General features: G+C 55.0%; 17 protein-coding genes, 1 pseudogene and 1 riboswitch. Of the genes and pseudogenes, 2 read left to right on the forward strand and 16 right to left on the reverse strand.

The annotated features are described in order from the left end of the window. Nucleotides 1–63 precede the first annotated feature (63 nt). The 4 genes and pseudogenes from BLO51_RS05880 to BLO51_RS05895 form a co-directional block, all read right to left on the reverse strand. The gene (locus BLO51_RS05880) at nucleotides 64–1,050 is read right to left on the reverse strand and encodes an AraC family transcriptional regulator (RefSeq protein ID WP_090668249.1); all 987 of its coding nucleotides are present in this window, start codon (nucleotides 1,048–1,050) and stop codon (nucleotides 64–66) included. Nucleotides 1,051–1,181: 131 nt separating this feature from the next. Next, nucleotides 1,182–1,835 (reverse strand): annotated as a pseudogene (locus BLO51_RS05885) (discoidin domain-containing protein); the annotation flags it as partial. A gap of 200 nt (nucleotides 1,836–2,035) precedes the next feature. After that, on the reverse strand, nucleotides 2,036–3,271 hold the full coding sequence (locus tag BLO51_RS05890; protein ID WP_143006829.1) for a Ger(x)C family spore germination protein: 1,236 nt from the start codon (nucleotides 3,269–3,271) through the stop codon (nucleotides 2,036–2,038). Then, a complete protein-coding gene (locus tag BLO51_RS05895; RefSeq protein WP_090668740.1) occupies nucleotides 3,268–4,326 on the reverse strand; it encodes a spore germination protein in 1,059 nt (352 codons plus the stop codon). Before BLO51_RS05895 ends, BLO51_RS05890 begins: the two co-directional genes overlap by 4 nt. A gap of 299 nt (nucleotides 4,327–4,625) precedes the next feature. Between BLO51_RS05895 and BLO51_RS05900 the strand changes: the two genes are divergently transcribed. Further along, nucleotides 4,626–5,150 (forward strand): DUF420 domain-containing protein, encoded by a 525-nt coding sequence (locus tag BLO51_RS05900; protein WP_090668256.1) that lies wholly within the window; start codon nucleotides 4,626–4,628, stop codon nucleotides 5,148–5,150. A 57-nt stretch (nucleotides 5,151–5,207) separates the two neighbouring features. On the opposite strand, the gene BLO51_RS05905 is transcribed toward BLO51_RS05900, so the two are convergent. The 10 genes from BLO51_RS05905 to BLO51_RS05950 all read right to left on the reverse strand — a co-directional run bounded on the left by BLO51_RS05905 (nucleotide 5,208) and on the right by BLO51_RS05950 (nucleotide 18,342). Then, entirely contained in the window at nucleotides 5,208–6,803 is a 1,596-nt protein-coding gene (locus BLO51_RS05905; RefSeq protein WP_090668259.1) for a SagB family peptide dehydrogenase, read from the reverse strand. A 24-nt stretch (nucleotides 6,804–6,827) separates the two neighbouring features. Next, nucleotides 6,828–8,771 carry a TOMM precursor leader peptide-binding protein gene (locus BLO51_RS05910; RefSeq protein WP_090668261.1) on the reverse strand — a complete coding sequence of 648 codons (1,944 nt, stop codon included), beginning with the start codon at nucleotides 8,769–8,771 and terminating at the stop codon, nucleotides 6,828–6,830. Then, nucleotides 8,768–10,741, reverse strand: a complete 1,974-nt coding sequence (locus BLO51_RS05915; RefSeq protein WP_090668264.1) for a putative thiazole-containing bacteriocin maturation protein — start codon at nucleotides 10,739–10,741, stop codon at nucleotides 8,768–8,770. The genes BLO51_RS05910 and BLO51_RS05915 overlap by 4 nt, the downstream gene beginning before the upstream one ends. A gap of 151 nt (nucleotides 10,742–10,892) precedes the next feature. Further along, nucleotides 10,893–11,096 (reverse strand): hypothetical protein, encoded by a 204-nt coding sequence (locus BLO51_RS29110; RefSeq protein ID WP_217266694.1) that lies wholly within the window; start codon nucleotides 11,094–11,096, stop codon nucleotides 10,893–10,895. A gap of 407 nt (nucleotides 11,097–11,503) precedes the next feature. Next, nucleotides 11,504–13,123 carry a spore germination protein gene (locus BLO51_RS05925; protein ID WP_090668270.1) on the reverse strand — a complete coding sequence of 540 codons (1,620 nt, stop codon included), beginning with the start codon at nucleotides 13,121–13,123 and terminating at the stop codon, nucleotides 11,504–11,506. Nucleotides 13,124–13,248: 125 nt separating this feature from the next. Further along, nucleotides 13,249–13,899, reverse strand: a complete 651-nt coding sequence (gene bluB / locus BLO51_RS05930; RefSeq protein WP_090668273.1) for a 5,6-dimethylbenzimidazole synthase — start codon at nucleotides 13,897–13,899, stop codon at nucleotides 13,249–13,251. Between the two features lie 19 nt (nucleotides 13,900–13,918). Beyond that, on the reverse strand, nucleotides 13,919–15,706 hold the full coding sequence (gene thiC, locus BLO51_RS05935; protein ID WP_090668276.1) for a phosphomethylpyrimidine synthase ThiC: 1,788 nt from the start codon (nucleotides 15,704–15,706) through the stop codon (nucleotides 13,919–13,921). An 88-nt stretch (nucleotides 15,707–15,794) separates the two neighbouring features. Beyond that, nucleotides 15,795–15,905, reverse strand: a riboswitch (TPP riboswitch). Nucleotides 15,906–15,963: 58 nt separating this feature from the next. Further along, complete coding sequence (locus BLO51_RS05940; RefSeq protein WP_090668282.1) at nucleotides 15,964–16,833, reverse strand: MetQ/NlpA family ABC transporter substrate-binding protein; 870 nt, start codon at nucleotides 16,831–16,833, stop codon at nucleotides 15,964–15,966. Between the two features lie 58 nt (nucleotides 16,834–16,891). After that, complete coding sequence (locus tag BLO51_RS05945; protein ID WP_090668286.1) at nucleotides 16,892–17,560, reverse strand: methionine ABC transporter permease; 669 nt, start codon at nucleotides 17,558–17,560, stop codon at nucleotides 16,892–16,894. Further along, entirely contained in the window at nucleotides 17,557–18,342 is a 786-nt protein-coding gene (locus tag BLO51_RS05950) for a methionine ABC transporter ATP-binding protein (protein WP_090668289.1), read from the reverse strand. Before BLO51_RS05950 ends, BLO51_RS05945 begins: the two co-directional genes overlap by 4 nt. A 291-nt stretch (nucleotides 18,343–18,633) precedes the next feature. Between BLO51_RS05950 and BLO51_RS05955 the strand changes: the two genes are divergently transcribed. Further along, on the forward strand, nucleotides 18,634–19,986 hold the full coding sequence (locus BLO51_RS05955) for an LLM class flavin-dependent oxidoreductase (RefSeq protein WP_090668293.1): 1,353 nt from the start codon (nucleotides 18,634–18,636) through the stop codon (nucleotides 19,984–19,986). A 109-nt stretch (nucleotides 19,987–20,095) separates the two neighbouring features. On the opposite strand, the gene BLO51_RS05960 is transcribed toward BLO51_RS05955, so the two are convergent. Beyond that, on the reverse strand, nucleotides 20,096–20,749 hold the full coding sequence (locus tag BLO51_RS05960) for a deoxynucleoside kinase (RefSeq protein WP_090668297.1): 654 nt from the start codon (nucleotides 20,747–20,749) through the stop codon (nucleotides 20,096–20,098). Nucleotides 20,750–20,922: 173 nt separating this feature from the next. Further along, the gene (locus BLO51_RS05965; protein ID WP_090668300.1) at nucleotides 20,923–22,719 is read right to left on the reverse strand and encodes a M3 family oligoendopeptidase; all 1,797 of its coding nucleotides are present in this window, start codon (nucleotides 22,717–22,719) and stop codon (nucleotides 20,923–20,925) included. Nucleotides 22,720–22,814 lie beyond the last annotated feature (95 nt).

Genomic DNA, 22,814 nt, shown 5'->3' on the forward strand with positions numbered 1-22,814 from the left:
CTGGCGTCAATTCGATTCGCGCCTGCTTGGATGATGCTGCGATTTCCAGCGAATGGCCCACGGTTAATCAAGCTCGGCCCGCCTGCGAATGAATTCGGAAGGATTGATCCCGAACTTGCCCCGGAACGATTCGGAAAAATGGCTCACATTCGCATAACCGACGATGCTGGCTGCGCGGCTTACGTTGGCGGCGCCGTTTTGCAGCAGCGTCATGGCTTGTTCCAGCCGATTGTCGCGCAAATAACCGAAAACGGTCGTGCCGTACATTTCCTTAAACCCGATCTTGAGCTTGAAATCGTTCAAGCGGACCATCCGCGATAGTTCAAGAAGCGAAGGAGGACAATCCATGCGCCCAAGCAAAATTTCTCCGGCTTGCCGGACTTTGTCCAAGTCGCTCTTAGACAGCCGGGCCTTCCTCGTCTGCTGCTCCCGATCGAACAGAAACGTCTCGAAGTAGATGGAAAGCAGCTCCAGCGCCTTGCTTTCCATATAAAGCTTCCGGGCCGGGGCACGGTCCGTGCGTTCGAGCATTTGAGATATGATATAGGAAGCCCTCGGATCAATGGGCTTCTGGAACTTGCGGAAAGCGCCCCCGCCGATCAGTCCGGCAAAATTGACGCTTCGCCCTTCGGATTCGTCTGCCATGAAGTCGTTGAATAGCGAGACAGGGATGCCGATAGCCAATGATCGTACCGGGTCGCGCTTGTCGTATTCGAACGAAGCCCGGAAGCCTTGCATGAATTGCAAAGCGCAGCTTCCGGCAGCAAGCTCGTGTCGTTCGCCCGACACGCTAACCTCTCCCTTGCCCTGCAAGCAAAAGCTGAGCTCGACCATAGCTCCGCCGGAAGCGACTTGGATGGTCCGGTCCTTGAGCAGCCGGAAATCCGATAACACGATTTCCATACTGGAGCGGGTGACGAGGCGCCGGATCACACCGTCGCCCACAGGCTCGGACAACGGCATCCGTTCCGTCCGTCCCGGAAGGGCGCGGGATAGCCGCATCCCATGAAAGTATTGATCAAAAATGTCATGAAAACGGGTCGATTCCATAGAAGCTACTCCTGCTGATCTCTATTCTGTACAGACCATTTTTGAATGATAATGATTCTCATATATTTCATTATAGGACAAACCCGGGTGACGGGCAATCTACGCTATGGCGGCAGCCTTATGGTTCCTTCCTATTTGTCCGAGCCGTACACTTCAAATTCGTAGAGCGAGTACCCGTAGGACGTGCCTCTTGCCGTGCCGTACATCCGGACATAACGGGCATCCTGCGCGGCAAACGCGATCTCTTCCACTCCTCCCTTCCCCTTTTTCTTCGAATATACGTCCGTCCAATTCACCGGCGAGCCGCTATCGTTCGACACCTGAATTTTGTAGTTTTTGCCGTAAGCGGCTTCCCAGTTCAGCTTTACTTTATGGATGCTGTACGTCTTCCCGAGATTGACATAAATCCATTGCGGGTCGTTTTCTTCCTTGCTCGCCCAGCGGGTGGAGGGATCGCCGTCGAACGCTTTGGACGCTTCGTAGCCGCTTCCTTCCAGCGAGCTGGCCTCGCCTGCTTTCCCCTTCGCAAGATCGGCTTCCGTAGAAGGACCGTCACTCGTCGGAATCCACCAGTTGCCGGAAATGAAGAGCATCGATAATAGATTAAAGGAATCGCTAAAATAGCCTTCTTTCTTGTTTTTCATCCAATCCCAGCCCGCATTGATCCATGCCTGATGGCTGCTGTTCGTCGTGGACGCGGCGATGAACGGTGAGACGAACACGGCCGTCGCATAGCTTGCCTTTTCGTTTACGGTGCCGTCAAGCTTGTAGCCGTCTTTGATATTGTTCGGGTGTGATCGGTTCACCCGTGTTCCAGCGGAGAGGCATGAGCAAAAAGAACCTGAAACAAACTTACAGGTTCTGTGCCGGTCCACGGAATGAACGTCCTTCATCGTATGTAATTTTATATATCTAATTACAATATATAACAATTTATTGCAAAAGTCTTATGTTTTTTATATTTTCTCCAAGCGAGGGATTGCCTTTATGGTCCGGGCGGATTGCGATGCTCAATGACTTTGGAACCGCTCGCTCCGTACTCCGCCACGATCGTTTTGGCGTGTACGCGAACCTCGGCTTGACTGAATTTTTGGTCCCACTGGGATTTGACTTTATCCCATGTTTTCGGCTCATGAATGCGCAGTTCTTTGCCAAAACCGATCACGTCGGCTTTGTACTGCTTCTGAATTTTTTTCAGTGTCTGGCGGATGTTCTGTTCCAATTGCTTCGCCGCGTACTGCCCCTGACGCTTCAGGAAACGGTCGTTGAAGCTTTTCTCATTCATCACCCAGCTTTCGCTTAGCCGGCCCCGGGATTCGATCTGAATCTCGAACGAAAGGTTCTCCCCGTCCACGCGCGGCACAATGTCGCTTTTATACGATAAGATTTCATACAGGTTTTTTTGCCCGGTTTCCTCGTCGGTGAATTTGACGACGCCTCCCCGTACTTGTCCCGTGATCAGCGTAATGCTGCCCAACTCATCTTCATCGAGAAAGCCGACCAGCTTTCCGCTCTGTCCGTGAACGATTCCGGCCCCGGCAAATTTAATCTCCCCTCCCCCTTTGACGATCGCTTGCAGCAAAAAACTCGACTTGCTCTGCAGGTACGTCAGCAGCTTGGCCAAAGATACCGGAGGTAGGATGCGGGTCGATTTGTATTGATTGTCGACCATTTTCAAGATGCGGAACGCCGGAATTTCCTTCGTCCCTTTCAGCTCGAACGTTTCCCTCGCCAATCCGCGGGCGACGAACACCAGGGCGCTCGGTCTAAATTCCGACTCGCGGTACATCAGATCCATAAAATTCCGGATCGGTGTCGTACGAAGCAACTCGTCGCCGATCACCAGCGTCTTGAAATGCTGGGCGAATATCGGCCGTTCCGTCCGGAGCGAAATTTCCCGGGTCGACTCCAATAACAAATCGCCGGTTTCCGTAAAATTTTCGTATCTCTTTTTCTCAGGGGAACCACCGCCCCCGCGGCCTTGCCCGCCCCCGGAGCTGGAAGTGAAAACCTGATACGTAATCGAGATCAAATCGTCTTTTTTGCGCGCCGCCCCATTTTTGTTCAGTGCCGTCTCAACCTTCGTTTCATGAGCTTTATCCAGCGCGATTCCGGCCACAAGACTAAGGTCGTCAATCTCCCGCTGACTCCAGCAGCCCGTCAGAAGCGGTATCACCAGCAGCAGAGCCAGGATCGCGAGCATCCTATTTCGTCGTTTCAAGACCGGGCCCCCTTCCTGCCCGGGAGAACGTACAGAACCGCGGGCACCAGGATAAACAGAACTAACGATGACAAGCCTAACATTTCCCCCAGCTTAAACAATTCGTTCGTATCCGCAGGCGCTAAAGAGATCATATAAATGACCGTCAGCAAGACAAAAATGACCGTCCGATGATTCACCTTCCAGCTTTGGGCAATACCAAGCGCTCCGAGAAAATAAGACAACGTAAAGGTGGTAAAAATCTGCATCAGCCAGATGACGAGCAGCAGCGTCTCGAAGCGCTCGAAGAAAATTCCCCTGAACTCGAAGCTCCGGAAAAGCGAGATGGTCGGCCAGGTGCGGGTAATCACACCGTCCACCGATAACGTTCCTATGACAATGACGCAGGTGACGACGTAGAAGAACACCGGGATGAGCACCCCGATCAGCACCGCTTTGACCGCCTTTTCCGGATGCTTCATAAAAGCAGGAACGACGAGCATGATCTCGACGGACGTGTAGGATAGTACAGTCGTTTTCAGCCCGCGCAGCACGGGCATGATGCCGTGACCCAGTACGGGCCGCATATTGTTGGGCTCGAATACGCTGAGGCCCATGAAAGCGATCAAGATCAGAATGACGGTCGTGATCGGAAAGATCACTTCGAAGAGCCGGGCGACCGGATTGATTCCGCCCAATATCAAATAAACCCCCACCCACATAAAAGCGAACGTAATCGCCCAAGAAGGCGTGCCCTCCAGCAGGAACAGCCGGGTAACGTCGAGCACCGCCCGAAGTTGAAAAGAGGCCATAAATATGAAATATAAAGCCGTAAAAAAACTGAGCGCGATCCCAAGCCACTTGCCGACGAGCAGCCGGTTATATTGATAGTAGGTTTGGCCCGGGAAGCGTTGGGACAATTTTACAATCAAAGTTCCGACCGCAACCGTGATCAGTCCGCTCAGGATGAGCGAAATCCAGACATCTGGCGTTTGCGCCGCCTCTACTGAGGTACGGGGCAGCGTCAGAATGCTTACGCCCAGCATATAATTGGAGATTAGCACGGCTGCTTGCATGGTTGTGATACGGTCCTCGGGCGGCAAAAAAGCCACGACAGGCCCCCCTTCCGAAGTAATGGCGCCTCATTTGTCTCCGAAACGGTGTTTTGAACACGGTACCACATTCTGCTCCAGAGTCCATAATATGGTGCACATTCCGTTCCAACGTTATGCAAGAACGGCAGGCCGGACCTCACGGTACCCAGCTTTCGATAAAATGTAACAAAACGCGGGCAAACCCCGTTGTTTTTAAAGAATAGGATGTCTATCCTTAAATGGACGATAGTTGCAAAATGTCAGGAAAAAGGGGAGATAACATGAGCAAACCACGCAATTTTACCGCATGGATCACAGTTTTTTCGATCATCCTTATCGGAGTGATCGCCGCTTTGTTTTTTATGCCGAAATACGAAGGGACGGTCGGCTTCGACGTGACGGTGCTTCCTCTGCTGAACGCCGTCTTTAACTGCTTTACCTTTGCTTTCTTGCTGCTTTCACTTTATTTCGTTAAGAAGAAAAACATCGCGGCGCACCGGAACTTTGTGCTTCTTGCTTTTGTGACCACGGCGTTATTCCTCGTTTCGTACGTCATTTACCATTTTCTGACCGAGCCGACGAAATTCGGAGGAAGCCTATGGCTGAAATACGTTTACTTGTTTGTCCTGATCACCCACGTGCTGCTGGCGATCGTGAACGTCCCTATGGCCTTAATCACCGTAACCCGGGGCTTCAGTATGAACATCGCGGCGCACCGGAAAATCGCCCGTTGGACGATGCCCATTTGGCTGTATGTAAGCTCTACCGGAGTTCTTGTGTACCTGTTAATTTCACCTTACTATTAACGAAAAAAAGACAGCATGCCCGAATGTGACTTCGAGCTGCTGTCTTTTGCCGTTCTCTCAGGAGTATAGTCCGCCCTCCAGCCGGGAGCTGGGTCTGCAAGCTCCTAGCGGCACTTGGATGAGACTAGTAACGCCCTCCGCTTCCATCTTATATATTTTGTCGCAATCGGCCGGGTTAAAGCTGAGGAGCGGATGCCCGTTAAGCCCAAGAGCGACCCCCGCGATCAATAGTCGCTGAACAAGCATTCCCGCTTCCATCTGCTGAATGCGGTACCCCCGGAAACCGAGCGCATCCGCATAGTGATTCCTGTCCGCGGCCACATGCAGGCAAAGCGGTGTCTGAAACAGATTCACGTTGCCTAGCGTTATTCCTTCCTGCAGCAGCATCCTATAGTCTCCCGGACGGATCATCCGCAGCTCGTGAGCCAGGGCATCGTAACGGTAAGCGCCGTCGGGAATGCCTTCAAGGCCGTACAAGCAGCCATAAATGGATACCCGCTTCCTGGACTCGTGGCCTGCCGTATCCAAATCGTTCGTATAAGGGAACGAGGCCGTTGCCTCGTGCAGTAAAGCGGCGGCCTGATGAGCATCAACCGTGTTAAAAACAAAGTCCAAGTGCGGCGAATACCGTTTGCGGACGACCGAAGCCAGATCAAACGACAGCCTTTGCGCCCGGGGCAGTGCAACCGTCTCCCCACCGCCGGTCATCGTACCTCCGATATTCGCGGCATCGAGCGGACCGAACGATTCCGTTGTTTCCATCAACGAAGCTTCGTTCATGCGAAGCAGCAGCGGGTACTCTGTGGTGCGAAGCGAGCGGACGTAATGCTCGTGCCGGACTACAGGCAGTGCTGCGCACAATTGGCGGGAAGTCAAGACTCCCGCTTCAGCTCCGCTGCCATAGAACCAGCTGCCGGAAGGCTGTAGCGATAAGGGGATGACCGCATACACGCTCTCCTCCTGCTCGGTAAGGCCAAGCAAATGGTTAACGGCCCGGTCGAGAAAACGGAAGTACACCCCTGTATGATATCCGAAGCGTTTGGCTGTTTCCAGCAGCTGTCCGATGAGCGCGCCGGCGTCAAGCCCTTGCAGACGATAACCGAAGTTATTGTATTTATAGAAGTTTTTCCAGAATACAGTGGACACGAACACGGCGCCGAAGCAAGCCGAAAGGTCGCAGCGGTCCCCCAGCCCTCGGGTCAGATAAGCATCAAAATCGCCAAGTCGCAGCAGCACGAGACGATGATGCGCCGTATCGTAATGATAGATCCCGACAGGCAAATCGTCCGTTTTCAAGTATACATACATTTCGCTCGGATACAGGGAGCCGCCGGAAGGCGCGAACCGCCGGAGCGAGTGGAATACGTTCGCTCCTCCCTCCAGCCCGCCGTAATCCATGTAAAAGACAGACTGGCTCAGCTGTGCAAGCCCATAAACATACCAGAGAAAATGACCGATATCGCGAATTTCCGCTCGATCTGGCACAGGCCTTCCTTCAAGGGTCAGCGGCACTTCCGAAGAGAGCGCAAAGGTCGGTAAGCCGCGGTACAGCTTATAAGCGAGCGGAGCATTGTACCAATCGGGTTCGAAGTCCGGCGGCTTGGAATGATCGGGATCGTAATGCAGCTTATGCAAAAAAGACTTAAGGCTCACGGCACTCTCCCCTCTCGTCGTCCCTTACGGAAACGGATGGGGATGCGGATTGAGCTGTTCGACCGTGAGCGGCTGCTTCGTATAGCCGAGCTGCGCCGGAACCTTCAGTACCCGCTCCAGCCCTGTAACACGCGTCAAATGATGACCGAACGTCATCGGCAGCATCCCCGGAATCAGCACTTTGACGCAGGTTAACCCATTTCGCTTCAGTTCGGGTGAGGTCTGATCGACTACGATCACATCCAGATTCAAGGAGCGGAATTTTTCCAAGATCATCTTCAAGTCGTCTGCAAGATCCGTATGCAAACTTTGCGGCGGGAACGCCTCCCGAAACGTCAGCGGAGGTCCGGGCTTCTTCCACAAGAAATCCAAACGCTTCTCCATCTGCGGCAAGCCGTACAGCATAGAGTGATGCTCCATCTCTCTCACTTGGAAAGGGTCCTCTGCCATCCGTTCGCTTTCCTGCCGGTTGGCTTCGAATCGATCATCCAGCGAGAGCATCATGCCGGCCAGTTCAAAGATCGCGCTTTTCAGCGCCCGGATCGGGTCGAGATGGGCTCCCGCCGCACAGATGAGGTTCATCCCGCGCGGTTTCAGGTTTTTCGCGTAGGTCCAGATGCACGGAATGCCATGCTCCATCGTCGCATCGAATACGTGCAGCTCATAACCGGCCACCGCCCTCATCCGGTCGATCATCAGATTTAATTCGCGATCGCCGGCGGAATAGGGGTCGACACGGGAAAGTGGAAGCTGCGCGTACCAAGTCAGCAGGAACGAGTCGCGCTCCAGCACCTCCATAATCCCGTGGAAAATCGCCTCCTCCATGCTGCCGCCCAAAGCGCATCCGTTGGACGTTTCATAGACAACGCCGTTTCCGCAGCCGAGACTGTAATAAGCGAGCAGCTCCGGTACCAGAATGGGACGATTGTGTATGATGGAGCGGCCCCAGACCCAGTCGATCTCGCGGTTGGGATCAAAACGCCGGAAAGGGAAATCAGGCCGCGCATACTGCTTTTCCGCGTGGACTCCTACTTCGAGCGGATTTAACGCATGATCGGCGATCTCGCGGTAGCTTTTGCGAATCTTCGTCCATTTGCCTCGCGGGACCACGCCGCAATGACGCTCCAAGCCTTCCAGTATCGCCGTCAGCTCACTATCCGCATAGGAGAGCGTCCGCCCCGAGCTCGGTTCGTCGCCGGTAAAAAATGGAAGATTTACGGTGATATCGGCGAACGGCGACAAGCCGTCCTTCATTTTGCCATTGATGAGCCCGGTCCGGAAATCCAAATAATCGCGGGTAAGCACCTGCTTCAGTTCATCGATCGAACGGCAGCGGAAGCTGTTCGGATGGATCTTCGGACTTGACCCGAGCGAAAAATTAGCCAGTTCCTCCGAATCTTCCGGCAATTCGCCGCAAACCGGGCACATTGGATCGTGTAAAAAGAGGTGGCGTGAAGTCTTCAAGGTTTTCAGATTCACGAGCAGGATACGTCCTTCCAATTGGGGCTGTCCGCCGAGAAGTACGCGCCGGGCTTCCGTGGCCAAGAGCGTCGCCGCCTGTGTCAGTCCCGTGCGGGAAGCCCAGACGTCCTGCGGGATTCCTCCGCGTTCGACAAGCTGCTGCTGCAGCACACGAAGCTCCTTGCGGTCGCCAGTGGCCATAAGCCGCCGCATATCCGCGCATCTGGAGCATCCCTGAACGCCTGGCCGGACCAACGGTCCGATTATCGCCTCCCCAAAAGACACGAAACCCCGCAGCCACGGTACTTTGGCAGACTGAAGAACCTCCTCCGCTCTGTCCTGCACGGCAGGGAGCCAGCCATCCTGCGCAAGGATAACCAGATCAGCCGAACGGAATTCCTTTTCCTCCAGCTCGCCCGTACGGATCACCCAAAAGGCAGAATTCAGTTCAGCGCATATCAAATCCGCCAGCACGCCTTTGCCGATTACGGCTACAACACTGCTCATGTCGAAACCTCCTCTCCCAGCGCAACGCCCAGGACGTGAATGGGCCCTTTATTCAAGAAAGGATCGAGCCTGTAATCAAATACATGCAGCCGTCTGCCGTGCTGCTTCAGCTGTTGTATGGCGGAGGCCAGTACGCCAGCTTGCGGCGTTTCTTCGCAGGCCGGGATGGTCAGGCTGCGCGGCCTTACCATTTTCGGAGCCCGGCTTGGAACCGAAGCAATCCGGACTTGAAACCGGGGCGCTTGACTTTGAACCTCCGACAGCGCTTGAAGCAGAGCCCTTCGAAGCGCAAGGGTGATATTCAAATCGACGCCCGAGTACCATCTTCCGCCGATATCCGCACGAACCACCGGGAAGCCGAACAGCTCTTCCTCCAGAAGGAGGTCCGGCTCCCCCTGCAGCGTAGACAAGGATTTCAAATAATAACGGACCCGCTCGTCATCCACCATACTCAGCTGCACCGGAGTGACAAGCGGCTTTCGACCGGTCCGCCGAATGTCCAGCTCTTCCGCCAGACACTTTCGCAAGCCCCGGCATACAGCTTCCGTCAGCGTCTCACCCGCCCCGATGCCGACATATTCGGATACACGCAGACCCGTTGCGCCCGTTTCCGACGGCGAAGACGACTGCCCCATACGTTCGGCCAACCGGGACGTATAAGCTTCCAATCCGGCAAGCGCCGATTCCCGTCTTGCTTCCTCATGCGTCAATCCTGTACCGACTATGGAAGGAAGCAGTTCAACCGGCCCGTCCGAGAGCGGGTCCGCCACCTGAACCCGGCATTGCGCAAGCGGCAGCTGCTTTAAGTCGCCTTCGTCCCATTCGTAAAAAATGCCCGTATCCGGCGAGGTTATCCGTTCACAATAATCCAGTAACGGGCTGTGCCTTCCGCTCTGCGGCGCCGGGCCCGGATCCTGCATCAACCGCGGCTCAATATCCGGAATGCGTTCAATCCGGTTGCAGCCGACCACCATCGGGTGAGCCACAAACGAATACCAGTCCCCTTCCAGCGTCTCCAGGTTCAGTAAATATACCGCCTGATTTCGCAGCGGATCGGCAGCTCCCGTCACCGTTTTGAACAGTTCGAACACGATCACATTCGACAGCAAAGCCCCGGCGTGGACAGAAAACCCATGCTGCTGCGGATCTTGACGTAGAACAGGCTGATGAATGCGCCGCAGCGCCGACTCCCAACCATTCCCATCTTCCGGCCGCTCAAGAGGCCCTGCCAAACCGGCTTGCTGCAAGCAAATTGCGGGAAGGAATAGTTTTCTCTCCGCTTTGCAGGCCGCTTGGACGATCCGAAGCTCTTCAATATCCCCCTCCTGCGATACGTACATGATCGAATCGAACGGTTTCAGGACCTCCTGCCAAGCGGAAACGTCCCGTCTGGGGTAAGGCACTTCCTGAATATGTACCTCCGGATCGGATTTCCGGGCATGCTCCCCCAGTTCCTTCAGCCGCTCACGGTTGGTTGGCAATGAATCGCCAATGACCACTCCGATTCGGGATAACCCGGATTCCAGCAAAGCCGCCACCAATGAAACCATGAACGGACCGGAACCAATCGCCAACACCTTCTCTTGGCGATATTGCTCAAAGCGGTGCGCGCCGGAGCCTCCAAAATTGCTCAGAAATTCAATTTGCGAGCCGAACTTCTCAAGAATCGTTTCCGATAGCCGGTGGGGATGGTCTCCGCTTACATCCCGGGCGAAGCCGTTTTGGATCAATAAAGCGGCAATATCGAACACGTGGCCTTTGTGCGGCTCTGGCAACCCGTCCGTCAATTCCATAAGCGTGTACTTCCCGTTAAATACCGGTACCAGCTTCTCGACCCAACGATCAATGGACTCGCCTTCCAACCGGAACGAGCCCATGTTGTTTCTAAAATAGACCGCGCCGTTCCGATCGGGGATAAAAAAGGTGTCCCCGTTCATTTTCGGACGCACGGAAGCATCGAATGTGGTCATCTCACTCCTCCTTATCCTTACTTTTGGTCAATCCGGCCGGATGTTCACTGTTATCTTATGTATTGTCGTTTGTCCTTCTTGTCAATTATTTTCAAGGGGCCGTTCCAGCCCCTGCGGTTTGGATCAAAGGCCGCATGTGCAGGGGCTGATACTACCAGGGGAGTCCCGTTAATGACTTAACCGCAACGATGTCCGCAACGATGTCCGCAACGTCCTCCGCAAGCGCAGCCTCCGCCTCCGCAGCCGCAACCTCCTCCGCAACCTCCTCCGCAGCCGCAACCCCCGCCGCAGAAACAGCTGCAGAAGCAGCGGAAGCAACCGCAGCCGCATGGACAACGGAAACAACCGCAGCCACCTCCACATAGACGAGAATCGGCTTCGTATTGGCCTTGATGTTGTAAAGGCGTTACCTGACCTGCATTGTATGCTGCGACTTGCAATTGTTGAAGCTCATTCTGAAATTCACTCATGTTGAACATTCCCTCCGTCAAATTAATTTGTATGCCGGCTCGCGCCGGAGACTGACCAGAGATAGAAAGGGAAGGGCCCGGGCAAGGAGCATGCGGCCGGGTGATCGCGCTTTCTCTGCTCTCGACAGAACATACAACATTTTTATGAATTTTGATCCGCATGTGTTACGGGGTGCCAAGCTTTATTCCCAATCATTTTTCAATAATGGTTAAAAGTAGGTTTTCATATCGGATAACAACGAATAACCCGGACGACTTATGTCACCCGGGTGATCTAACGAACCCAACCTTTTTATCCACGGCGCTTCGGCTGTTTGACCTGCATGGTCTTCGGGCGGCGCGTCATTAAAGAAAGCGGCGCGCGCAGGACGAAGTCCTTCCAATCGCTGAGCCGGTAAGGAGCCGCGGGGCTCAAGTAAGGAATGCCGAAGCTCTTCAGTTTGGCCAAATGGCTGCATATCAGCAGGAAGAACAGGATGACCCCATACAGTCCGAAGATGGCCGCCGAAAACATCGTACCGAAGCGTATGATCCGCAGAGCAATTCCTGCGCTGTATTGAGGGATGGCAAACGAAGAAATCGCCGTAATGGCAACGACGATGACCATGATGGGGCTGACGATGCCGGCTTGTACCGCCGCTTCCCCAATGACCAGGCCGCCGACAATGCCGATGGTCTGACCGATAGGCTTCGGCAAGCGTAAACCGGCCTCCCGCAAAATTTCGATCGATACTTCCATGATCAACGCTTCGATTAACGAAGGGAAGGGCACGCCTTCTCTTGAGCCGGCGATGGATACCGCCAATTTGGTTGGAATCAGCCCTTGATGGAACGAGATGAACGAAATGTAGAGCGCGGGCCCGAGCGTGGAAATCAATGCTGCGATATAGCGCAGCACGCGCACGAGCGTGCCCGGGATCCAGCGCTCGTAATAATCCTCCGGGGATTGCAGCAGCATGCTGATGCTTACCGGGACGATCAGCGCAAACGGGGAGCCGTCCAGCAGAATCGCCACTCTGCCTTCCATCAGCGCGCTGTTCACCCGATCCGGCCGTTCCGTATTTTGCACTTGGGGAAACAGCGTAAGATGGTTATCCTCGATAAACTGTTCGATATATCCGGAATCGGGAACGTCGTCCATATCGATCCGGTCGATGCGCTTCCGGACCTCCTGCACCAAAGCGTCATTGGCAATGTCGCCGTTGTAAGCAATTGCTACCGTTTTGGGAGCTTTACGCCCCACCACCGTATAAGCGATACATAGGGTGTGACTCCCGCCAAGCTGGCGCAGCAGCGCGGTATTATCCGCCAGGCTTTCATTGAAGCTGACGCGCGGCCCTCGGACCAAAGCCTCCGAGGCCGGTTCGCCGAGGCTGCGTTTTTTCTCGTTCCCGGTGGCCAACACGAAGACATTCGGGCAGCCGTCGATCAAGAGACCAGCATTCCCTTTCCATAAGCCGGGCAGCAGATCGCGCAGGTTCCCTGCTTCGCCCAGCTCGCTCACGGACAAGATCCGATTTTTGATGTGTGGCGGCACTTCCTCCGCGCAGTTTGGTATCGTAAAGTCCGACATCAGAGCGGATAAAATGTGCGTATCGATGTAGTTTTTGTCCGCAAGCTCCTTCACCAGAATCAAGGCAGCCTTCGTACGCGAGCCGCCCATTTCAAACGTCCGGATCAAGATGTCATCATTGCGGCCTAATCTGTCTTGAAGTTCCGGCAAGTCCTTTTCGAACTTTCCGGTAAAGACGTATAACCGCTCTTCGGAGGCGGGTTTACTGCTGCTGCGGATCGTCAACACCGATTTCAACCAAGCTCCCAGCTTGTACACACCATAGGGCGCCACACTGCACAGGATGGCCTGCAAAATAATTTCCCAATTCGTCATATGAGTCGAAATAAATTTCCACATGCCTGTCGCCCCCCATATTATGGTGAGCAAACCGTAATCTTGTTATGCGAGGGTGACGGCTGCACAACAAAAATCCACCTATGTTCCCATAGATGGATCATGTATTTGAAAATAGAAAAGTTCGATCATTCCGGCTGCCGATTTCCCCATGTCTCATGATAGATGAGGTCCTGCAAAGAGCGGCGCTTCTCCCATTGGGCCGTCTCCAGAATCGGCTTCTCCGGGTAGTTTTCCGTATACCCGACCGACAGCAGCGCGACCGGCTCGATATGCGGCGGAATGCCCAGAATTTCGCGCACGTCGTTTTTCTTGTAGAAGCTTACCCATCCCATAGCAAGCCCTTCCACACAGGCGGCCAGCCACATATTTTGGATCGCGCAGGCGACGGACAGCATGTCGGTCTCGGGAATCGAATTCCGGCCGAGCACATGGGCGCCTCCCCGGGTAGGATCGCATGTAATGCAGATCGTCAGCGGCGCCTGCTTCAGTCCTTCCACCTTGAGGCTTAAGAATTGGTCCTGTCGCTGGCCTTCGTAATGGATCGCCAGCGCCCTTCTTTCCTTGTCCGCGGCCCAGGCCAGCTTTTCTTTCAGCGGCTCCGAAGTCACCAGGATAAAGTTCCAAGGCTGCATGAAGCCGACGGACGGCGCATGGTGGCCGGCGTGAAGCACGTTCGTCACCGCTTCCTCCGGAATCGGGTCCGGCAGGAAGGAGCGGACATCCCTTCGCGTATAGATGACTTTGTATAACGCTTCCTTTTCCTGCTCCGTAAACATACGATCCCTCCCAAGGCGATTAATTGTAAATGAAACCACCCGCTTTCTTGAACTCCTTGGACTTATCCTCCAAGCCTTTCTCGAGCGCGGCGCGGTCTTCCAAACCGTGTTGTTTAGCATATTCCCGTATATCCTGCGTGATACGCATGCTGCAAAACTTGGGGCCGCACATCGAGCAAAAATGCGCCGTCTTCGCGCCTTCCGCCGGAAGCGTCTCATCGTGGTACTCCAGCGCTCTTTCGGGATCGAGCGACAAATGAAACTGATCCCGCCAGCGGAATTCGAACCGCGCCTTCGACAGCGCATCGTCCCGCTCCTGCGCGCCCGGATGGCCTTTGGCCAAGTCGGCTGCATGGGCCGCGATTTTGTAGGCGATGACGCCTTCCCGCACGTCGTTCTTGTTGGGGAGCCCCAAATGCTCCTTCGGGGTGACATAGCACAGCATCGACGTCCCGAACCAGCCGATCATCGCTGCGCCGATGGCCGAAGTAATGTGATCGTAGCCGGGCGCAATGTCGGTCGTGAGCGGTCCGAGCGTATAGAACGGCGCCTCCTCGCACACCTCAAGCTGCCGGTCCACGTTCTCCTTGATCAAATGCATCGGCACATGGCCGGGGCCTTCGATCATCACCTGTACATCGTGCTTCCAGGCGATTTGCGTCAGCTCGCCCAGCGTATCCAGCTCTGCAAACTGCGCCTCGTCGTTCGCATCGGCAATGGAACCCGGACGCAAGCCGTCCCCAAGCGAAAAAGCGACGTCGTACGTTTTCATAATTTCGCAAATTTCTTCGAAGTGCGTGTACAAGAAATTTTCCTGATGATGCGCCAGACACCACGAAGCCATGATCGACCCGCCCCGGGATACGATCCCGGTCACGCGATTCGCGGTCAGCGGGATGTACCGCAGCAGCACCCCGGCATGGATCGTAAAATAATCGATACCCTGCTCCGCCTGCTCGATCAGCGTATCCCGGTAAATTTCCCAAGACAATTCCTCCGCTTTGCCTCCGACCTTCTCAAGCGCCTGATACAGCGGCACCGTCCCGATCGGCACCGGAGAGTTGCGGACGATCCATTCGCGCGTCGTATGAATGTGCTTGCCGGTCGATAGGTCCATGACCGTATCCGCTCCCCAGCGCGTCGCCCACCGCATCTTTTCCACTTCCTCGTCGATCGACGAAGCGACGGCGGAATTCCCGATGTTCGCATTGATCTTCACAAGGAAATTCCGGCCGATAATCATCGGCTCGCTTTCCGGGTGGTTGATGTTCGACGGAATGATCGCCCGGCCGCGCGCCACCTCGCTGCGCACGAACTCGGGGGTTACATTTTCGCGGATAGCTATATATTCCATCTCGGACGTGATAATTCCTTTTTTGGCGTAGTGCATCTGGGTAACATTCACTCCCGGCTTGGCCCGCAGCGGACGGCGCGCCGTTCCGGGAAACCATTCCTGCCGCCGGGCCCCCTCTTCCTCCTTGAAGCCGTTATCTTCCGGCTTTACCGCTCTTCCGTCATACGCCTCCACGTCGCCCCGTTCCATAATCCATCCCCGCCGATTGGCCGGAAGCCCCTGCCGGATGTCCGTCCGGACACCGCCGTCCGTGTACGGACCGCTGCTATCGTAGACGCGCACGGGCGGATTGGCCGTTTCCCCTTCCGAGCCCACCGTCGGGCTCAAAGCAATTTCCCGCATCGGGACCCGAATGTCGCTGCGAGAGCCTTGAATGTACACTTTTCGGCTCCCGGGAAATCCCGATACGTCCGGCACTTCATGTTGTTGGTTTGGTTTGTTTTCGCTTGTCATGTTCAATTCCTCCTCGAATGAATGTGAGCAAGCGGGGAACGTAATGCATACAAAAAAGACCGCAACGGCAAAGAAGCGGTCTTTGTGCATACAAAGGCTACGTGTTTCCTCCGCTGGCATTACCCAGATCAGGTTTAACGGTCGATAACATCCGGTTATCCTCTCAGCCTGGCTTCACCAAGCTCCCGCGCATATGAAGTTGTCAGTACAAGAATAACCTGCGGACCGATAGAAATCAACAGGTAATCTAAATTTTTCTAAAATGCCGGAACGACCGCCACGCCGTACTTGTCTTCGATAAACTTCTTCACTTCCGGCGCCGTCAAAGCGGCGTCAAGCTTTTTCACTTCGTCCCGCGTCTCGTCTCCCTTGCGAACGACGATGACATTGGCGTAAGGCGATTTGGAATCTTCCCGGAACAAGGCCGATTTTGGATCAATTTTGGCTTCCAGCACGAGGTTCGTATTAATAATCGCGCCTTCCAGATCGGGAAGCGACCGGGGCAAGGTTGCGGAATCGGCTTCGACGAATTTCAGCTTTTTCGGATTGCCCGCGATGTCCTTGGGCGTCGCTTCATATGTCGTCAGGCCGTCCTTGAGCTTGATCAGCCCTTGCTGCTGCAGCAGTGCCAGCGCGCGGTATTCGTTGGACGGGTTGTTCGGAATGCCGATCCGCGCCCCTTCCTTGATCTCGTCCTTCGATTTCAGCTTGCTCGAATAGAACCCGATCGGCTCCACGTGAACCTTGGTCGTGACGGCAAAATCATAGCCCTTCTCGCCCTTGACCGAATCCAGATAAGGAACGTGCTGAAAGTAGTTCGCGTCGATCTGCTTGTCTTTCAGCGCAGGATTCAACTGCCCTTCGTCGTCATAGACGACCACTTCGAGGTTGACCCCTTGCTCCTTCAGCTTCGGCTTGACGAAGTTCAAAATTTCCGCATGCGGCACGGCGGCCGCGCCGATTTTCAGCGTCGTTTCTTTCGTCGGCTTGGCCGTGCTGGCTGCAGTGCCTTGCGCCGCAGACTTCGTGTCCGGGGCCTGCGCGGTGCCGCCCGAGGCGCAGCCCGAAACGATGGCACCGATAACAACCAAGATGGATGCGAGAGAGAAAAGACCTTTTTTTCCCATACCTACGCCTACTTTCTATAATTAAAATGACGTTCCTTCACAAACGCGATGTCCGCGCTCAATCCAGCTTGTAACGCTTCTTGTCGATCGATTTGGCGATGTAGTCGCCCGACCATTGGATGAGCTGAACCAAAACGATGATGAGCAGAACGGTTGCGATCAGAACGTCCTCGCGGAACCGTTGGTACCCGAAGCGTATGGCCAGGCTGCCCAGACCGCCCGCTCCGATTGCGCCGGCCACGGCGGTGAATTCCGTAATCGCAATGACCGCAATCGTCATCGCGCGGACAAGCGCCGGCAGCGCTTCGGGAATCAGCACCCTGAAAATGATCGTGAACGGCGAGGCGCCGACCGCTTTGGCGGCCTCGATCTTGCCCGCGCTCACTTCCTTGAGCGAATTCTCAATCACCCGGCCCAGAAAGGGCGCCGCGCCGATCGAGAGCGACACGATGGCGGCCGTCGGACCGAGCGAGGTGCCAACGATCAGCCGGGAGAGCGGCAGCAGCAGAATGATCAGAATAATAAAAGGCAGCGAACGGACGCTGTTGATGACCGTGCCGAAGATTTTGTGCAGCAGCGGCGCTTCCAGAATACCGCCCTTCTCCGTCACGACAAGCGTAATGCCCAGCGCAATGCCGAGCACAAGCGCGAAGACGGAAGACCAGAGCACCATGTAGACCGTCTCACCAAGTCCCTGCAGCAGCAGCTCGATCAGATCGTCTTTCATATTCCCGCTCCCACTCCTTCCATCACATATCGGCTGTCGCGGTAATGCTCCAGAATGCGGACGAATCTGCGCGCCGTATCGCTCTCGGGATTCAGAAACAGCTTGTCAACCGGCCCGGTCTCGACGATTTTGCCGTTCTCGATCACCGCCATGCTGCGGCAAATATGCTGCAATACGTCCAGCTCATGCGTGATCAGGACAACGGTCAGCTTAAGCTGACGATTGATGTCCCTCAGCAGCTCCAGAATGGAGTAGGTCGTCTGCGGATCGAGCGCCGACGTCGCTTCGTCGCTGAGCAGCACGTCGGGCTCGTTCACGAGCGCTCTCGCGATGCCGACCCGCTGCTTCTGGCCGCCGCTGAGCTGCGACGGATAGGCGTTCTCTTTATCGCCAAGGCCGACAAGGTCGAGAATTTCCCGGACCCGCCCGCGGATGTGCGCTTTCGGATGCCCGGCGACCTGAAGAGGAAACGCGACATTCTGGTACACCGTCTTCGCGTCCAGCAGGTTAAACTGCTGAAAAATCATTCCGATTTTTTGCCGGGCCAGCCGCAACTCCTTCCCGTTCAAGTCCGTAATGACCGTACCCTCGATCTCGATGCTGCCGGAATCCGGCTCCTCCAACCGGTTGAGGCAGCGGATCAACGTCGATTTGCCCGCGCCACTGAAGCCGATAATGCCGAAAATATCCCCCTTTTCGATCTGCAAGTTGACATTCTGAAGCGCAGGAAATGCGCCTGACGACGTTTTGTACGATTTGCTAAGATTGCGAATGACGATCATTCCTTCACCTGCTTTTCAGGATAAAAATAAAAAAACCAAGCGTCGCCCCGCTGCCATAGCTCGGGGAAAGCTTAGTTTCCAGTGGACTGGTCAACTCATCGTGCATGTTGTCGTTTTTTAATTCCGACTATACCGATTATATTTATTTAATTTAAAGGATGGACTGGGTGCTGTCAAGAACTTTTAGCACGGAACTTATCCTCGGAAACGAACTTGACGGGGTGAGAAGATCATGCTAAATTATAACAAATTAAATCCATTGATTAACTTGGATATATGGAGGTATGGCCTGTGACCCGAACAAGACAAATCAAACTGTCCGCCTATTTGGTCGGCACCGGCATGCATGTCGCTTCGTGGCGGCATCCTGAAGCCCAACCCGATGCGAGTATCGACATCGATTATTACAAGCGGCTCGCGCAGCTTGCCGAAGGCGGAAAATTCGATATCGCCTTTATCGCCGACAGTCTCGCGATCAACGAAGCGTCTCATCCGAATATTTTGAACCGCTACGAACCGATCACGCTCATTACCGCGCTGGCGGGCGCCACTTCGAAGATCGGTGTCGTCGCCACCGCTTCCACCTCGTATATCGAGCCGTTCAATCTGGCCCGCCTCTTCATGTCGGCTGATCATATCAGCAAAGGCCGGGTCGGCTGGAATATCGTCACGACCCGGGACTTGTCCGGAAATACGGCGCTCAACTTCGGAGGCAAGGAGCATTATGAGCACTCGCTGCGCTATAAGCGCGCGGAGGAGTTCCTCGAAGTCGTCAAAGGACTGTGGGATTCGTGGGAGGACGACGCTTTTGTCCGCGACAAGGAGAGCGGTCAATTTTTCGACCGGAGCAAGCTGCATTGCATCAACTACCAAGGCGAGTTTTTCGCCGTGCAAGGTCCGCTCAACATCGGCCGGTCCCCGCAGGGCCATCCCGTCCTCGTGCAGGCCGGCAATTCCGAATCCGGGCAAAGCTTTGCCGCAGGCACGGCGGAGGTCGTGTTTTCCATCAAATACGATATCGACGATGCGAAGCAGTTTTACCGTTCCTTCAAAAGCAAGGTCACTGCTGCGGGAAGGTCGGCCGACGACGTGTACATTTTGCAGGGCATCTCTCCGGTCATCGCCGAAACGGAGGAAGCAGCCCAGCGGAAGCTGAAGCAGTTGGAGTCCTGCATTACCGAGGAGACGGGTATCGGCTTCTTATCCGACTATTTCAAAAGCGTCGATTTTACGGGAGCCACCCTCGGTTCGAGAGCGGCGGACTTCGGGCTGGACCGGCTGCCGGAGACGAAATCCGATTACATCAAGCACCGGCCCGTCATTGCGCGGGAAAACCCTACGCTGCGGGAGGTTTATTCTCTGCTGACCGGTTCGTTCAGCAGCGAGCATTTCGTCGGCACGCCGGAGAAAATTGCGGACACGCTGGAAACCTGGTTTACGGAAAGAGCCGCCGACGGCTTTATGCTGATGGCGCCCCTGCTTCCGCAAGGCTTGGAAGATTTCGTGGAACACGTCGTCCCCCTGCTGCAGCAAAGAGGGCTGTTCCGTACAGAGTACGAGGGCAGTACGCTGAGAGACCATTTTCACCTGCCGAAGCCGCAGAATCGGTTCGCCGCTGCCAGAGCGGAGCAGGCGCAGCTTTAGATTGCAGGAATAGCGAAAGACCGGGCCTCTTCACCTGTGAAGGAAGGAGTTCCGGTCTTTCGTTTGATGCATGGCGGCCGTTGTCTTGTCGGATAAGGAGATTATCCGTTTACATTTGCAACATACTGAGCTTGTCCTTCACCTGCTCGACTAGCTTCCGGGCGTCTTCTTGATTGTTCACCACGTCGGTCAAGTCCATATCGACGATTAATACGTCGGACTGATTGTAATATTTCATCAGCCACTCGTCGTATCCTTTCCACAAATACCGATAATACTCGACAAGCGATTCGTCCTGCTCGAATTCGCGTCCGCGCTGCGAAATGCGCTGCAGTACCGTCTCGAACGTACCCTTCAAATAAACCATCAGATCAGGAGCCTTCTTCGGCAGCTCCTCCAGCTCTTCCAGCATATTGTTCGCAAGGTTCTCGTACACCTGAAACTCCAGATCGTTGATACGTCCGAGCTCGTGGTTTACTTTTGCAAAATACCAGTCTTCGTAGATGCTCCGGTCCAGGACGTTGCGGTTGCTCCGCAGCGCTTTCTTGATCGACTTAAACCGGCTGTCCAAAAAATACAGCTGGAGTAAAAACGGGTATCGGTGCTTCTCGATCTCTTCCTTCGATGCCGTATAGAAAAGCGGTAAAATCGGATTATCGTCCACGCTCTCGTAAAACACTTCCGATCCGAGCTCCCGCCCAAGCAATTCGGCTACGGACGTTTTCCCCAGACCGATCATCCCCCCGACAACAATCACTGACATTGTCCCCTTTCTCCTTACGCCGCTTCTGTGAAGCTTATCATTTTAACAATACTTAACTCATGGCTTAAAACAACTGCTCTATTATAGCAGGAAAGCCCGGCTTTGTCTCAAATTACAACGGTTGGGCGTTCGCATCCAAAGAAAAAAGCGGTCATGTCGACCGCTTCCATAGCTTAGCCTTCTTCTGTTAAAGCGAGGAACTGCTTCACATCTTCGATAGAAAGATCGACCGCCTGCTGCCAAAACTCCGGCTGCTCCAAGTCCACCCCCAAATGCTTGCTCGCCAGCTGCTCGACCGTCAAGCGGCCGGTGTCCTGAAGCAAGGCAATGTACCGCGCCTCGAACGATTCGCCTTCCCGGCGCGCAAGCGAGTAGATGCCCGAGGAAAACAGGAAGCCGAACGTGTACGGGAAATTGTAAAACGGCACGGAGGTCCGGTAAAAGTGCGACTTCGCCGCCCAGAAATGCGGGTGGTACTCGCTCAGAGCGTCGCAGAACGCGTCTTTTTGAGCCTCGATCATCAGCTCGTTCAACCGGTCCGGGCTGACGAGTCCGACCTTGCGCTCCTCGTAGAACCGCGTCTCGAACAGGAACCGCGCATGAATGTCCATGAAAAAGGTGACGGCCCGCTGGATTTTATCATTCAGCAAGAACAGCTTTTGCTCCCGCGTCTCCGCCTGCTTCAACGCAGCGTCGCTGACGATCAATTCGGCAAAGGTCGAAGCCGTCTCCGCCACGTTCATCGCGTAGCGCTGAGTCATCGGCGGAAGCTCGTTCATCACATGCTGGTGAAACGCATGGCCGAGCTCGTGCGCCAGCGTCGACAAGTTCCCCGCCCCGGAGTAAGTCATGAAGATCCGGCTCTGCTTGCTGACCGGGAACGAGGTGCAGAAGCCTCCGGGCCGTTTGCCCGGGCGGTCCTCCGCCTCCACCCACCGCTCCTCGAACGCACGCACGGTAAAGTCGGCGAGCTGCGGCGAGAACCGGCGGAACTGCTCCTCGATCATCACGGCAGCCTCGTCGTAGGAGATGTTCGTGTCCTTGCCTTCAAGCGGCGCATACAGATCGGACCAAGCCAGGCGCTCCACCCCCATCAGCTTGGCGAGCCGCCCCAGATAAGCGATAAAGACCGGCTTGTTCTTCTCGATCACTTCCCACATGGTCAGCAGCGTTTTCCTGGTCATCCGGTTGTTTTCCAGCGGCTCTCGAAGCACCGAATCCCAGCCCCGATGCTTGTACAGCTGGAGGCGAAAGCCTGCAATATGGTTCAACGTATCGGCGCAAAAATCTTCCTGAGCCGTCCATGTTTCCTCCCATTGCCGGAACAGGCGTCCCCGTTCCTGACGATCCTGCTCTTTAAACATCTGGTTGAAAAACTGCCCGACTGAGAGCATGACCGTATTCCCGTCCTTCTCATACGGAAACCGGATCTGCTTCACGATCGTGTTGTACAAGGCGCTCCAGCCATGATAGCCGTCCACAGCAAGGTCGTTCACTAACGTTTCTTGCTCCAGCGGCAGCTTGTCTTTTACCTGCGTCCGGCGTTCCTCCAGATTGAAGGCGAGGGCTGTCATCGCTTCGCTGCCGACCCACTGGGCGAATACGGAGTCCGGCATCTCCGCAAGCAGCACGTCGAAGCGCGTCATGGCGGACTGGTAGTTCGCCTGAATGCCGTCCAGCCGACCGCCTAGCCGAACGGCCCCCCGGTCTGCCTGATTTTGCGCGGACAGGCAGATGATGAAGGCTGCTGCTTGACGCAGCCGTTTTTGCAAGTCCTGCAGCAGCTCCACGAAGCCCTGCAATGCGGCGGCAGCTTCTGCGGTTTGCGGCGACGGCAGAGCGTCCAGCTCGCTGCGAAAGCGGTTCGTGTCGGCTTCAAGCGCATTCAAATATTGCGCGAAATCGGAAGAGTCGCTGCCTCCCGAGAAAAAAACGTCCAGATCCCAAGTTTGCCGCAATGATCGGTTCATCCAGGGGAACCCCTTTCGGATAAGAGTATATAAACGGATAATGACGCGAAAAAATGCGCACTTCATGTTATTCTACAAACGGTCAATTATCCCTT

This window comes from Paenibacillus tianmuensis, from assembly GCF_900100345.1.
GTDB classification, from domain to species: domain Bacteria; phylum Bacillota; class Bacilli; order Paenibacillales; family NBRC-103111; genus Paenibacillus_G; species Paenibacillus_G tianmuensis.